Source organism: Micromonospora sp. NPDC048830 (assembly GCF_043198215.1).
Lineage (GTDB): Bacteria > Actinomycetota > Actinomycetes > Mycobacteriales > Micromonosporaceae > Micromonospora.
In genome coordinates this window covers 25667-38234 of record NZ_JBICUP010000056.1, presented here as the reverse complement: position 1 = coordinate 38234, position 12568 = coordinate 25667, and the positions used below count along the sequence as shown (strand labels likewise).

Sequence of the window (12568 nt, the reverse complement as noted above, 5' to 3'; positions counted from 1 at the left end):
TTCCGGGACGGTGGATCAGGTGCGGTCCGAGCTGGGAATCCAGGGCCTGGCCCCGGAGGAAAATCCCCCGGATTTATCCGTGGGGATCGTTAAGCGCTGCTCCTCGGTCGTTGGCCGTTGACAGGCTGCCCCTGTCGTAGGTGCTCGTCGGCGATACGGATGGCGAGCTCCGCGTCGACGTGGGTGTACCAGGTGTCGTCCGGGTGCACGACGACGAGGGGGCCGAGGTTGCAGGGGAACACGCAGCCGGTGGCGGTGACCAGTACGTCGTCGTCGCCCAGGCCGTGACGGGCGAGCCGGTGCGTGAGGGCCTCGGCGACCTCGTTCGCCCCGTAGGCGGTGCAGCGGGGTCCGCGGCAGACCCGGACGTGACGCGCCACCAGCAACACGTGCCGGGTCACGACGCGGGCGGGTGGTAGGTGACGGTGGGCCGTCCGGTGACCGGGTGTGTCGCGACGTCGGCCCGCACGCCGTACACGTCGGCGAGCAGTTCGGGGGTGAGGACGTCGGCGGGGGCGCCGGCGGCGACGACCCGCCCCGCGGCGAGGACGACCACCGTGTCGCAGAACATGGCGGCGAGGTTGATGTCGTGCAGCGCGGCGAGGCTGGTGATGCCGGCGCGGCGGACCAGGTGCAGCAGGTGCAGCTGATGGCGGATGTCGAGGTGGTTGGTGGGCTCGTCGAGCAGCAGCAGGCGCGGTTGCTGGGCCAGCGCGCGGGCCAGCTGCACCCGCTGCCGCTCGCCGCCGGAGAGGGTGTGCCAGCGGCGGTCGGCGTACCCGTGGAGGTCGACCCGGGCCAGCGCGTCGGCGGCGACGGCACGGTCGGCTGCGCTGTCCGACCACCGCGAGCGACGGTGCGGGATACGCCCGAGCAGGGCCACCTCGGTGACGGTGAGATCGAGGTCGGTGTCGGCGTGCTGGGCGAGCAGTGCGGCGCGGCGGGCGAGGGTGGCTCGGGGCAGGGTGGCGACGTCGTCGCCGTCCACGATCACCTGCCCGGCGTCGGGTGCGGCGAGGCGGGCGACGACGCGTAGCAGGGTGGTCTTGCCGCAGCCGTTGGCGCCGAGCAGCCCGACGAGGCTGCCGGCCGGCACGGCGCAGGTGACGTCGTCGAGGATCCGTCGGGCCGCGACCGACAGGGAGACGCCGGTGACGGTGAGCATCAGCCGCCCACCCGCTGGCGGTTGAGCAGCACGACGAAGGCGGGCACGCCGAGCAGCGCGGTCAGCACGCCGACCGGCAGTTCCCGGGGCGCGAACAGGGTCCGCGCGGCCGTGTCCACCCAGACGAGGAAGATCGCGCCGCCGAGGACGACGACGGGCAGCAGCCGGCGGTGGTCGGCTCCGGTGAGGAACCGGGCGGCGTGCGGCAGGATCAGCCCGACGAAGCCGACCGCACCGCTGATGGCGACCAGCGCCGCGGTGAGCAGCGCGGTGGCGACCAGCAGCAGCCACCGTACCCGGGTGACCGGGACGCCGAGGCTCGCCGCGGCGTCCTCGCCGAAGGCGAAGGCGTTGAGGGCGCGGGCGTGGGCCGCCAGCAGGATGAGCACGGCGGCCAGGACGGGTGCGGCCCAGGCCAGGGCGGTCCAGTCGACGCGGGCCAGCGAGCCGGAGAGCCAGAAGGCGATGCTCTGGGTGGCGTGCGGGTCGGCGACCCAGACGATGGCGAACGAGGTGGCCGCCGCGCAGAGCTGCGCGACGGCGACCCCGGCCAGCACCACCCTGGTCGGCGCGAGCGCGGCTCGCCCGCCGGAGACCGCGACCACGACGGCGAACGCCGCGAGCGCGCCGGCGAACGCGCCTCCGGTGAGGGCGGCGACCCCACCCCCGAGGCCGACGACGAGGACCGCGACCGCGCCGAGCGACGCCCCGGAGGAGACCCCGAGCAGGTACGGGTCGGCGAGGGGATTGCGGGTGACGGTCTGCATCACCGCGCCGACCGCGGCCAGCCCTCCCCCGAGCACGGCCGCGCCGAGCACCCGCGGCAGGCGCAGCTGCCAGACGATGTGCTCGCGTAGCAGCGGCACGTCGGCGTCGGCGAGACCGAGGCGGTCGGCCAGCACCGCCCACACCGTCGTCACCGAGATGTCCGCCGGGCCGAGCGTGACGGTGACACCGATCGACACGATCAGGGTCGCGAGCAGGGTGACCAGCAGCCCCGTGTCGAATCGGCGTGACCGGGTGGCCTCGGCGACGCCGGTGGCCTCGACGGTGTGGCCGGGTGCGGCCGTACGGGCCAGCACGGCGCTCAGCTGCCCGCTCCGGGTAGCGCCGCTACCCCCTCGGCCAGCGCCTCGACACCCCGCACCACCCGCACTCCGGCCGAGGTGGACGAGAAGGGGATGACGACGAACCGCTGCCCGGCGACCGCGGGCAGGTTCTTCAGGGTGGGGTGCCGGGCCAGGAAGGCCTTCTTCGCGGCGGCCGGGTCCCAGGTGGCGTCGACCAGCACGATCACGTCGGGGTCACGCTCGATGGCGGTCTCCCAACTGGTGTCGGCCCAACTGCCGGAGAGGTCGCCGAAGGCGTTGCGGACCCCCACCGCCGACATGATCATGTTGGGGCCGCCGCAGCAGGCGCCCACGCTCGGCGCGTCGGTACCGGCGTCCCACCAGAGCACCGACACCTCGCGCGCGCCGCCGAGCCGGACGGCGGCTGCGGCGATGCGGGCCCGCTGGTCGGCGATGAGCTTCTCCGCCCGTTCCGGCACCCCGAAGACGGCGGCGACGTCCCGGATCTCGGCGAACACGTCGTCGACGGTCAGCGTCGCCGGCCGGTGCTGCTTCGCGCAACCGGCCGATGAGACGTACGTGCCGACGCCGAGCCGCGCGAGTTCGGCGCGGTCGCCGACGCCCTCGTCGCCGAAGGCGCTCTGGAACGAGGCGTAGACGAAGTCCGGTTCCGCGTCGAGCAGGGCCTCCCGCGACGGGTACCTCTCCGACAGCACCGGCACCGACGCGTATGCGGCGGCGTGCTCGGGCAGGATCGCGTCGTCGAGGTACGCGGTGCCGGCCATCCGGTCGGCCAGGCCGAGTGCCAGCAGGATCTCGGTGGCGGGCTGGTTCAGGCTCACCGCCCGCTGCGGGGGTGCGGCGACGGTGACCGGTGAGCCGCAGTTGGTCAGCGTCACCGGGGACGCCGACCCGGCGGCGGCGGTGGGTTCGTCGTCCGCGGCGCAACCGCCGAGCAGGACGAGCACGATGGACAGTGGCGCGGCAACGCGCCGGGACAGGGTGGACCGCATGGCGCGTACGCGCATCGGGACCGCCTTCCAGCACCTCGTGGACGGGGCAACGCAGTGCCGTGGCCGGTCTCCTGGCTGACGGGAGGTGCGTCCGTGGCCGGCCTTCCCAGGCGCGTGGCGCCCAGTGACCTCGAAAGGACGAGGGCCGCGGACTTCCCGATCACAGTGGCGAGGGCCGCGCCGGCATCGCACCGGCTTCCCGTACACCACGGCGGCCCCACTGTAGCCGGTGACCCATCCGGCCGCTACGGCGGCCGTGGGTCGCCTTCATTGGCTGGCGAGAGCGCCGGCGGGAGCGTCGGTGAGGTGCGTTCCGGATCAGCCAGGAGACGGCGAAGACCACCCCGACCATGGCGAGGGCGCCGGAGCGGCCGCGCCCCTGCAGTCGGCGGATCACGACCATCTGCGACACCACGATGACCACCCATTGCTCGCCACCCGCCACAAACATAAATATGCCCATATCCCACAGCCTCTATCGACCGGCTGACCGGCGGCGGTACGGTCCTACCTGCACGACGCTCTCGCACCGACCGCACGTCGCGTCGGGTCCTTCGACCGGAAGGCGGCACATGACACGTCAGAGTTCTGGAACATTTGGGGGCCGGCGGGTGCTCGGCCTGATGGCCGCAGGGCTGTTCCTGGTCGGTGCGCTGCCCGGCACGGCCTCGGCAGCGGAGCCCGACCCACGGGTCGGGCTGGGCGCCGGCTGGCTGGACGCGCAGTCCGCGATCAGCGGCCTGGAACACGTGGCCCACCGCGACAAGCCCGCAGGTTTCTTCGACCCGACGAACCCCGGCACCAGCCGGTACGCCAACTCGGACCTCGCCTTCGGCGGCGGGTACGCGTTCCTCGGCAACTACAACGGGTTCAACATCGTCGACGTCTCCAACCCCACCGACCCGGCGCTCGTCACCAGCGTCGTGTGCCCCGGCGGGCAGGGGGACATCTCCGTGCACGGCAACCTGCTCTTCATGTCCGTCGAGGAGACCCGCGGGCGGGTCGACTGCGGCACGGACCCCAACGTGGGCACCCGCTTCCAGGGCGTCCGGATCTTCGACATCAGCGACGTACGCAACCCGCTGCAGGTCGCTGCCGTCCAGCTGTGCCGCGGCTCGCACACGCACACCGTGGTGACCGACCCGGACGACGCGGCCAACGTCTACGTCTACGTCTCGGGCACGACCACGCCGCGGCCGGCCACGACCATGGAGGGCTGCAACGACAATCCCGCGACGGGCGAGAACCCGGTGCGGTGGCGGATCGACGTCATCAAGGTGCCGCTGTCGGCGCCCCAGCAGGCCGCCGTCGTGAACCAGCCGAGGCTCTTCACTGATCCCGAGACGGGCCGGATCGACGGCCTGCAGAACGACCCGCCGACGCCCCTGCACCCGTCCGGCACCGCCTGGTCGCCCACGCCCAGGACCCAGGCCTGCCACGACATCACCGCGTACCCGGAGATCGGGCTGGCCGCCGGCGCGTGCCAGGGCAACGGCATCCTGATCGACATCTCGGACCCGGCGAATCCCCGCCGGATCGACGAGGTCGCCGACCCGAGCTTCGCGTACTGGCACTCGGCGACGTTCAACAACGACGGCACCAAGGTGGTCTTCACCGACGAGTGGGGCGGCGGCGGCGCCGCGCGCTGCCGCGAGACGGACCAGCCGCAGTGGGGCGCCAACGCGATCTTCGACATCGTCGACCGGAAGCTGGAGTTCGCCAGCTACTACAAGCTGCCGGTCCCCCAGACGACGCTGGAGAACTGCGTCGCGCACAACGGATCGCTCATCCCGGTGCCCGGCCGGGACATCATGATGCAGGCCTGGTACCAGGGCGGCATCTCCGTGTTCGACTTCACCGACTCCGCGAACCCGCGCGAGATCGCGTTCTTCGACCGCGGGCCGATGGACGGCACGCTGTTCCGGTTCGGTGGGTTCTGGTCGGCGTACTGGTACAACGGCAACCTCTACGGAAACGAGATTTCCCGCGGGTTCGACGTGTTCAAGCTGGTTCCGAGCGAGCACCTGTCGCCGGCGGAGATCCAGGCGGCCGCGCAGGTGCGGTTCGACCAGTTCAACGCCCAGCGCCAGCCGAAGGTCACCTGGACGCCGAGCTTCGCGCTCGCGCGTGCCTACTTCGACCAACTGGTACGCGCCGACGCGATCGGTCAACCGCTGCGGTTCCAGGTCGACGAGTTCCTGGCGCGCGCCGAGGCGTTCACGGCCAACGGCGACCGGGACGCCGCAGTCGCCCAGTTGCGGGCGGTCTGCAACAAGCTCGACGGTGCCGGGCACCAGAGGCTGAAGCAGTCGATCCTGGATCTGGCCGCGACGCTGTAGACACTGGCCTGACCGGAGGGGCACCGCGACTCGAGGCGATCGAGCCGCGGTGCCCCTTCCCATTTCCTCTCGGCGGGCGCGGGCGTCAGCCCAACTCGGCCAGCATCTGCCGCATCCGTTCGATCTCGATGCTCTGGTCGGAGTCGACCTCACGGGCGAACTGGTCGCTGGCCGGCTCGAGCCCGCCGCCCGTCGCGTAGAGTTCCCGCACCATCGCCAACGCCCCCTCGTGGTGGCGGATCATGAGGGTCAGGAAGAGCCGGTCGAACTCCGCGCCCCGCGCCTGCTCGAGCTGGTCGAACTGCTCGCGGGTGAGCATCCCGGGCATGAGCTTGCCGTGCCCGGCATGACCCGCCTGCGGCCCCGCGCTCGGCACGTCCCGCTCCTCCAGCCACCGCTGCATCCGCGTGATCTCCTCACGCTGCGACGCGTCGATCCGCTTGGCGAGCAGCGTCAGGTCGGGGTTGGTGGTACGGCCCGACACGAGCGCGGTCATCTCCAGTGCCTGCGCGTGGTGCGGGATCATCCCCTGGATGAACAGGGTGTCGGCCGCGGTGAACCTGGGCGGCGGGACCTTGGACAGGTCCTCCCCCGACAGGGTCCTGCCCGGCTGGCCCGGCGCACCCGGCTGCACCACGTGCGAGCTCGGCGGCCGGTACGGCGGGTCGTCGCCGCCGGCCAGGAGGGCGACGGTGACCCCCGCGCCCAGGGCGACCGTGGCGACGACGGCTGAGACGACCAGGCGACGAGACAGGGGCATCGTTCACGAACCTATCCGAGCGTGCGCTCCGCGGAGGTGAGAGCCATAGTGCCACGTCCGGGAGTCGTGGATGTCGCACTGCGGCCGGGGCGCCGGGCCGGGAGTGGCCCGGCGTCCCGGCCGGCGGCCTACCGGGGGGCGCTGCCGAACGCGCTGGACAGGTACGCCCGCGAGTCCGCGATGGCGCCCTCGATGATCGCGGCCGCTTTCCGGGCCTCCTCGGGCCGGTGCGCGGCCTGCACCTGTAGCCGGAACCGGGACGACCCGGTCGGCGTGACCGGGAACTCCACCATGAACGCGAGCACCCCCCGGTCGAACAGCAGCCGGTTCGCCGTCCGGGCGAGCTTCTCGTTGCCGATCAGCAGCGGGACGATCGGCGACGGCTCGCCCATGCAGGTCAGGCCCCGACCGGTCAGCTCGTCGCGCAGGGCGTGGATCGCGGTGAACAGCCGGGCGCAGCTCGTCGCCCTCGGGGACCGGATGATCCGCGCGGCCTGCTGACCACCGTCCGTCAGCCCCTCGTCGAGATGGGCCTGCTCGCCGCCCGCACCGTACTGCGCCTGTCCAGGCACGAGAAGATCGAAAGCCCCCGGGTGGAACTGGCCACCGAGCTGATCGTCCGCGACAGCACGGCCCCGCCGCGCGGCTGAGCCACCCGGGTCGCGGCTCAGAGCCGGCCGGCGACCGTGCGGGCCAGGTCCGCCAGGGGCTTTCGGTACGTGGCCGGGTCGTCCGTACGGACCAGCCGGATGGACACCCACACCCCGCCCTTGCTGACGAAGACCGCGCCGTCCTCGGCGTACGCCTCGTCGCCGGCCCCGGCGATCGGGGTGAACTCGTGCCCGAGATCGCGGTCGACGTCGTAGATCTTCTTCGCGCCGTCTCCGACGAACACCTCCACCTGGGCGGTCGGGCCGGTGACCGGCCCGGTGTAGGTGCAGCTCTCCCGGACCGCCACCGGGTCCTCCAGCTCGGTGCCGGCCAGCTTCTCCGCCTCCTGCTTGGACACCAGCGCGCACGCGTCCGGCGTCGCGGGGTCGACAGTTCCTCCGCCGCCGGCTCCGTGGGCAGCGGGTCGTCGGTCGGCGCGGAGGTGGCCGTCACGCCTTGGCCGCCGCCGGCCGCCGGGGTGTCCCCGCCCCGCCGAGGTCGATCGCTCCGCAGCCGGCGAGCGCGGTCGCGGCCGCCACGGAGGCGAGGGTGGCGAGGGCGCGGCCGCCGCGGCGCCGGCCCGTTCCGAGGTACGTCATCATGGGGTCGTCTCCTGTCGTGGGGTCGGCTGCCGGCGCTCGGGCGTCGCGGGAGCTTCGAGTTCGTGGGGCCCGGTCCCGGGTGGATGGATCCACCGGGCCGGAATGAGGCGGTCGACCCGCCAGGCCGTGGCCTCGGCGGCGGCGGCCACCACGTCGGCGTCGGGGCCCTCGACCAGCGCGATCACCACGTCGTCGGTGGGTAGCTGGACGACGGCGACCAGCCGGCAGTCCGGGGTGCCGAACGCCGGCCTCGACCCGTCCGCGTCGGGCGAGCAGTCGTACCGCTCCAGTGCGAACAGGTGTGTGGTCATGACCCGAGGCTAGGTCGCGGCGGTCGACCGGGAATCGGGCGTTTCCCTATGCTTGCCGATCACCCCGGCCGGTGCGGCGCCCGGAGGCGTCACGCACCCGCGGCGACTCCCTCCCCGGGTTTCACAGGCCGTGGCGCCGGTCGCCCGTCACCAGTTCGCCGACGCGCGCCTCCGACCACCCGGAGAACGACCCCCGTTGGGCGGCGACCGCCTGGCGGGTCTCCTCGGCGATCAGGTCGGCGTTGATCGCCGCGGCCGCGGCGGCGCCGCCGGCCGCTGCCGCACCGACCTGGGCGGCCAGGTCCGCGACGTTGCCCGCGACCCACACCCCGGGCACCTCCGTACGGCCGGTCGGGTCCGCGGGGACGTGCTCCCCCACGCCGAGTGGATGTTCCACCGGCCGCAGTCCGAGCGCCGCCAGGAAGCCGGCCCGCGCCACCATCCGGGTCGAGACCGCCACCGCCTCGCGGCTGACGACCGTGCCGTCGCGCAGCCGTACGCCGACGAGCCGGTCCTCGGCGACCTCCAGGGACGCCACCTCCCCGGCCACGACGGTGACGCCGCGGGCGGCCAACTGCTCCGCCTCCTCTCCGCCGGGCCGCGCCATGGTGTGGGCGAAGAGCGTGACGTCGGGGCTCCACTGCCGGAACAGCAACGCCTGGTGCACCGCCAGGGGCCCACTGGCCAGCACGCCGATGGCCCGGTCGCGGACCTCCCAGCCGTGACAGTACGGGCAGTGCAGCACATCCCGGCCCCAGCGCTCGCGCACTCCCGGAATGTCCGGCAGCTCGTCCACCAGCCCGGTGGCCACCAGCAGCCGGCGCGCACGGACCGTCCGGCCGTCGGCCAGCCCCACCGCGAACCCGTCGTCCTGGCGGCGCGCGCCGTCGACCTCGCCGGACACCATGTGGCCGCCGTAGCCGCGGACCTCCGCCCGGCCGCGCTCCAGCAGCTCCGCCGGCCGGATCCCCTCGCGGGCCAGCAGCCCGTGCACCCCGGAAGCGGGGGCGTTGCGCGGAGCGCCCCCGTCGATCACCACCACGGACCGCCGCGCCCGGGCCAGCGTCAACGCCCCGCTCAACCCCGCGGCGCCACCGCCGACCACCACCACGTCGTAGCCGTCCCTCAGCTGATCGGTCACCGTGACCACCTCCACGACAACCATGCGGAGCTGCGGACGAGAGCTGCAAGCCTTGTTGCCGTTCTGGCAAACTGAGGGCCATGGACCAGGACCTCGACCAGACCCTCGGCGCGGTGGGGCCGCGGCTGCGCGCCCTGCGCCGCCAGCGCGACACCACGCTGGCCGACCTGTCGGAGACGACCGGCATCTCGGTGAGCACCCTGTCCCGGCTGGAGTCCGGCGCCCGCCGCCCGACGCTCGAACTGCTGCTTCCCCTGGCCCGAGCCCACGGCGTCACGCTCGACGAACTCGTCGGCGCCCCACCCACCGGCGACCCGCGCATCCACCTGCGCCCGATCACCCGCCACGGCATGACCATGCTGCCCCTGACGCGCCGGGCCGGCGGCATCCAGGCGTACAAGCTCGTGATCCAGGCCGGTAGCCGACCGGCAGAGCCCGACCCCCGGACCCACGAGGGGTACGAGTGGCTGTACGTCCTCAACGGCCGGCTGCGGCTCGTCCTCGGCGAGCACGATCTGGTGCTCTCGCCCGGCGAGGCCGCCGAGTTCGACACCCGCGTACCGCACTGGTTCGGTGCCGCCGGCACCGAAGCGGTCGAGTTCCTCAGCCTGTTCGGCAGGCAGGGCGAACGCGCCCACCTCCGCGCCGCCCCGCGACGCAACAGCCAGCCCGGATCCTCCGATCGGGGCTAGCGCCGAAGCCGGCGGTGACGACCGGACCCGGACGCCCGGTGGTGACCACCGTCAGGGACGGCGCCCGATGAAGGCCAGCAGCCGGGTCTGGGCGTCCGCGTCTTCCGGCACGGCGACCCGGGGCCCGTACTGGCCGCTCTGGCGCAGCACGTCGTCGAGCGGCAGCATCCCTTCGAGCAGCTGCGCGCACCTGTCGCGGTCGAGGCGCTCGTCCTGGCCGGTCGCCCGGGCCAGGTCCCAGGTGTGCAGGAACACATCCGTCGTGTAGAACCGGTCGATCGCCACGTCGAGCGGCAGCTCGCCGACGTGCCGGTTCGCCAGCGTCCGGCTCGACGTCGCGGGATCGTCGAGTAGCGCCTGCACCGCGTCGCTGTGCACGGTCCACGCCGCCACCGGATCGTCGTCGACCGACGGACCCTTCGGCAACTCCACCCCCGCACCGGCGCTCAAGAAGCCGGGGAACCATTCGACCAGGTGCCGCACGACGTCACGGGCCACCCACCCCGCACACGGCGCCGGGTCGTCCCACGCCCCCGGGCGGACGCCCCGCACCCGGTCGGTGAACGCGCCGGCGACCCGGCGGTGTTCCTCTGCTGCCGTCATGTCTCCCGCGACCTCTCCCACCGTCCCTGCCGAAGGTATCCCGCCCGGCCCATGGTGGTTTGTCGAACTCTGGCGCAGTCGACGATCACGCGGGCTTCGCGTCGAGGAGGTAGTCGTCGACGTCCGCGCTCCACTGCAGGTCGACCAGGCCGTTCGTGGCGGCGGCCTTGCAGAACTGGAGGAAGCTGCGGTAGCCGAGCTTCTTCTCGCTGAAGTCGGGCCGGGCCCGCTGCAACTGGTTCTTCAGGCCGGACAGGGCCACCGAGCCCCCGTCGCCCGCCAGGTCGAGGACCACGGAGCGGAGCAGCCCGAACGCCACCTCCCGGTCGCCGTGCTCCGGCAGCGACACCTCCGGGTCACCCTTGGCCGGGCCCTCCGCCAACTCGATCACGTTGTGCCCGGCGAGGTGCCGCAGGAGTTCGCCGAAGGTGCGGAACCCGTAGTCGGATTCGCTGAACGTGGGATCCTTGCGGAGCAGGGTGCGCTTCAGCCCCGAGGCGGTGACCTGCCCGCTGGAGCTGCCCTGGAGCCCGGCCACGGTCTGGGCCACGAGGACGGAGAGCGTGTCGACGTCACGCGCCGGCTCCTCCACCGCCGGCTGCGGCTCGGGCTCCTGCTCCACCGGCTGCGGCTCGACGTGCTGCGGCTCCGGACTCGGCACCCGGGCGGGACGGCCGCGCCGGGCGCGCGTGGCGGGGATGTCGACCCCCTCCAGCCGGTCGTAGTAGAGGAACTCGTCGCACGCGGGCGGCAGCAGCGCCGACGTGGACTTCTCGATGCCGACCCCGATGACCCGCTTGTTGAGCTCGCGGAGCTTGTGGACCAGCGGGGTGAAGTCGCTGTCCCCGGTGCAGATCACGAACGTCGAGATGTAGGCGCGTTCGAAGGCCAGTTCCACCGCGTCGACGGCCATCTTGATGTCGGCGGCGTTCTTGCGGGAGGCGCCCATCCGCTGCGGTATCTCGATGAGTTCGACGTGCGACCGGGTGAGCATCCGGCGGTCCTCGTCGAAGTACGACCAGTCCGCGTACGCCCGGCGCACCACCACCCGCCCCCGCTCGGCCAGGGCGTCGGCGATGGGACGGAAGTCGAAGGCCATCCCCCCGTGGTGGTCGCGCGCCCCCAGCGCGAGGTTCTCGTAGTCGAGGAACAGGGCGATCCGGTCTTCTTGATCCACGCGGCCCAGCGTACGCGGGGCCGGCGTCACTCGCCGACAATCGGGAGGCCGACGCGCAGCATTGACGATCATCGCTGTTTCTTCTACGTTCGGCGCCATGATTATCAATGTTCGTCGGGCGTTGGCGGCGCTGACCGTCTTCGCGGCCGTCAGCGCGGTCAGCGCCGTCGGCGTGCCCCACGCGGTCGCCGCCGGCCCGGTACCCATCAACGACCTCGGCGGCGGCACCTACCTCGGCTTCCAGGGCGGGCTGTATCCCGCCGGCAGCAACGCCATGCCCGCCGCCCACCGCACCGTCGGCGTCAACCGCGCCCTGCGCGTACGCCCCGTCGACACCGCCGGCAACCCGAGCGCCAACGGCAAGTACGTCATGCTGTCCATCGGCATGTCCAACACCACCCAGGAGTTCTGTTCCAGTGAGGGCGGCGGCCAGTGCGCCCCGTACTCGTTCATCGGGCAGGCCGCCGCGGACCCGCAGGTCGACCACGACAAGCTCGTCATCGTCATCGTCGACGGCGCGGCGGGCGGCCAGACCGCCGGCACCTGGGACTCCCCCGCCGACGCCAACTACGACCGGGTCCGGGACACCCGACTCGCGCCGCTGGGCCTGACGGAGCGACAGGTCCAGATCGCCTGGGTCAAGGTCGCCAACGCCCAACCCTCGGTGTCCCTGCCCGCGACCAACGCCGACGCGTACCAGCTCGTGACCCAGCAGGGCAACATCATGCGGGCGCTCAAGAAGCGCTACCCCAACCTGCAGCAGGTCTTCTTCTCCAGCCGGATCTACGCCGGCTACGCCACCACCATCGCCGACCTGCCCTGCCGTGCCCGGCACCGGATCCCGATCAACCGTGGCCACTGGCCGTACGGGGAGGCCAGGTGAACGACGACCAGGAGCAGCGATCCTCGCCGTGCATCTCCGGGGGCTCGACGGGATGTGCGTCGGCTGCCGGGCGTGGTGGTCGCGGCTGGTGCCGTACCCGTGCTGGCAGGTCGACTGGGCAACCAGCCGGCAGGCGCGGACGACCATGGCGCGGTTCCTGG

Annotated in this window: 14 protein-coding genes, 2 pseudogenes and 1 riboswitch; of the genes and pseudogenes, 4 read left to right on the top strand and 12 right to left on the bottom strand. The window is 72.8% G+C overall.

Annotation, left to right across the window (positions count from 1 at the left end; translation table 11 throughout):
* Positions 1–89: 89 nt before the first annotated feature.
* From ACGFIZ_RS30385 to ACGFIZ_RS30370, 4 genes are read right to left on the bottom strand one after another with little or no spacing between them, the layout of a single operon-like run.
* Positions 90–401 (bottom strand): ferredoxin, encoded by a 312-nt coding sequence (locus ACGFIZ_RS30385; RefSeq protein WP_393425490.1) that lies wholly within the window; start codon positions 399–401, stop codon positions 90–92.
* Complete coding sequence (locus ACGFIZ_RS30380; protein WP_393425487.1) at positions 398–1165, bottom strand: ABC transporter ATP-binding protein; 768 nt, start codon at positions 1163–1165, stop codon at positions 398–400. The genes ACGFIZ_RS30385 and ACGFIZ_RS30380 overlap by 4 nt, the downstream gene beginning before the upstream one ends.
* Positions 1165–2247 carry a FecCD family ABC transporter permease gene (locus tag ACGFIZ_RS30375; protein WP_393425484.1) on the bottom strand — a complete coding sequence of 361 codons (1083 nt, stop codon included), beginning with the start codon at positions 2245–2247 and terminating at the stop codon, positions 1165–1167. Before ACGFIZ_RS30375 ends, ACGFIZ_RS30380 begins: the two co-directional genes overlap by 1 nt.
* A 5-nt stretch (positions 2248–2252) precedes the next feature.
* Complete coding sequence (locus ACGFIZ_RS30370; RefSeq protein WP_393425481.1) at positions 2253–3263, bottom strand: ABC transporter substrate-binding protein; 1011 nt, start codon at positions 3261–3263, stop codon at positions 2253–2255.
* Positions 3264–3291: 28 nt separating this feature from the next.
* Positions 3292–3474, bottom strand: a riboswitch (cobalamin riboswitch).
* A 397-nt stretch (positions 3475–3871) separates the two neighbouring features.
* On the opposite strand from ACGFIZ_RS30370, the gene ACGFIZ_RS30365 reads away from it, so the two are divergent.
* A complete protein-coding gene (locus tag ACGFIZ_RS30365) occupies positions 3872–5587 on the top strand; it encodes an LVIVD repeat-containing protein (protein WP_393425478.1) in 1716 nt (571 codons plus the stop codon).
* Positions 5588–5672: 85 nt separating this feature from the next.
* On the opposite strand, the gene ACGFIZ_RS30360 is transcribed toward ACGFIZ_RS30365, so the two are convergent.
* Both ACGFIZ_RS30360 and ACGFIZ_RS30355 read right to left on the bottom strand, forming a co-directional pair.
* Positions 5673–6347, bottom strand: coding sequence for a DUF305 domain-containing protein (locus tag ACGFIZ_RS30360; RefSeq protein WP_393425475.1), 675 nt, complete (start codon positions 6345–6347; stop codon positions 5673–5675).
* A gap of 128 nt (positions 6348–6475) precedes the next feature.
* Positions 6476–6844: pseudogene (locus ACGFIZ_RS30355) on the bottom strand (aminotransferase class I/II-fold pyridoxal phosphate-dependent enzyme); the annotation flags it as partial.
* Here ACGFIZ_RS30355 and ACGFIZ_RS30350 point away from each other — a divergent pair.
* A pseudogene (locus tag ACGFIZ_RS30350) lies at positions 6845–6997 on the top strand (substrate-binding domain-containing protein); the annotation flags it as partial. It abuts the pseudogene before it with no gap.
* A gap of 17 nt (positions 6998–7014) precedes the next feature.
* On the opposite strand, the gene ACGFIZ_RS30345 reads toward ACGFIZ_RS30350, so the two are convergent.
* The 4 genes from ACGFIZ_RS30345 to ACGFIZ_RS30330 form a co-directional block, all read right to left on the bottom strand.
* The gene (locus tag ACGFIZ_RS30345) at positions 7015–7356 is read right to left on the bottom strand and encodes a hypothetical protein (RefSeq protein ID WP_393425472.1); all 342 of its coding nucleotides are present in this window, start codon (positions 7354–7356) and stop codon (positions 7015–7017) included.
* A 91-nt stretch (positions 7357–7447) separates the two neighbouring features.
* Positions 7448–7600, bottom strand: a complete 153-nt coding sequence (locus ACGFIZ_RS30340) for a hypothetical protein (RefSeq protein WP_393425469.1) — start codon at positions 7598–7600, stop codon at positions 7448–7450.
* A complete protein-coding gene (locus ACGFIZ_RS30335) occupies positions 7597–7911 on the bottom strand; it encodes a hypothetical protein (RefSeq protein ID WP_393425466.1) in 315 nt (104 codons plus the stop codon). The genes ACGFIZ_RS30340 and ACGFIZ_RS30335 overlap by 4 nt, the downstream gene beginning before the upstream one ends.
* A 121-nt stretch (positions 7912–8032) precedes the next feature.
* Positions 8033–9052 (bottom strand): NAD(P)/FAD-dependent oxidoreductase, encoded by a 1020-nt coding sequence (locus tag ACGFIZ_RS30330; RefSeq protein WP_393425463.1) that lies wholly within the window; start codon positions 9050–9052, stop codon positions 8033–8035.
* A gap of 80 nt (positions 9053–9132) precedes the next feature.
* On the opposite strand from ACGFIZ_RS30330, the gene ACGFIZ_RS30325 reads away from it, so the two are divergent.
* Positions 9133–9744 (top strand): helix-turn-helix domain-containing protein, encoded by a 612-nt coding sequence (locus ACGFIZ_RS30325; RefSeq protein WP_393425460.1) that lies wholly within the window; start codon positions 9133–9135, stop codon positions 9742–9744.
* Between the two features lie 51 nt (positions 9745–9795).
* Here ACGFIZ_RS30325 and ACGFIZ_RS30320 read toward each other — a convergent pair whose 3' ends face one another.
* Positions 9796–10347, bottom strand: coding sequence for a TIGR03086 family metal-binding protein (locus ACGFIZ_RS30320; RefSeq protein WP_393425457.1), 552 nt, complete (start codon positions 10345–10347; stop codon positions 9796–9798).
* Between the two features lie 85 nt (positions 10348–10432).
* Positions 10433–11524: an NYN domain-containing protein gene (locus ACGFIZ_RS30315; protein ID WP_393425454.1), complete on the bottom strand. Its 1092-nt coding sequence runs from the start codon at positions 11522–11524 to the stop codon at positions 10433–10435.
* A 97-nt stretch (positions 11525–11621) separates the two neighbouring features.
* Here ACGFIZ_RS30315 and ACGFIZ_RS30310 point away from each other — a divergent pair, with 97 nt between their 5' ends.
* Positions 11622–12407, top strand: coding sequence for a hypothetical protein (locus ACGFIZ_RS30310; protein ID WP_393425451.1), 786 nt, complete (start codon positions 11622–11624; stop codon positions 12405–12407).
* The last annotated feature ends 161 nt before the right edge of the window (positions 12408–12568 follow it).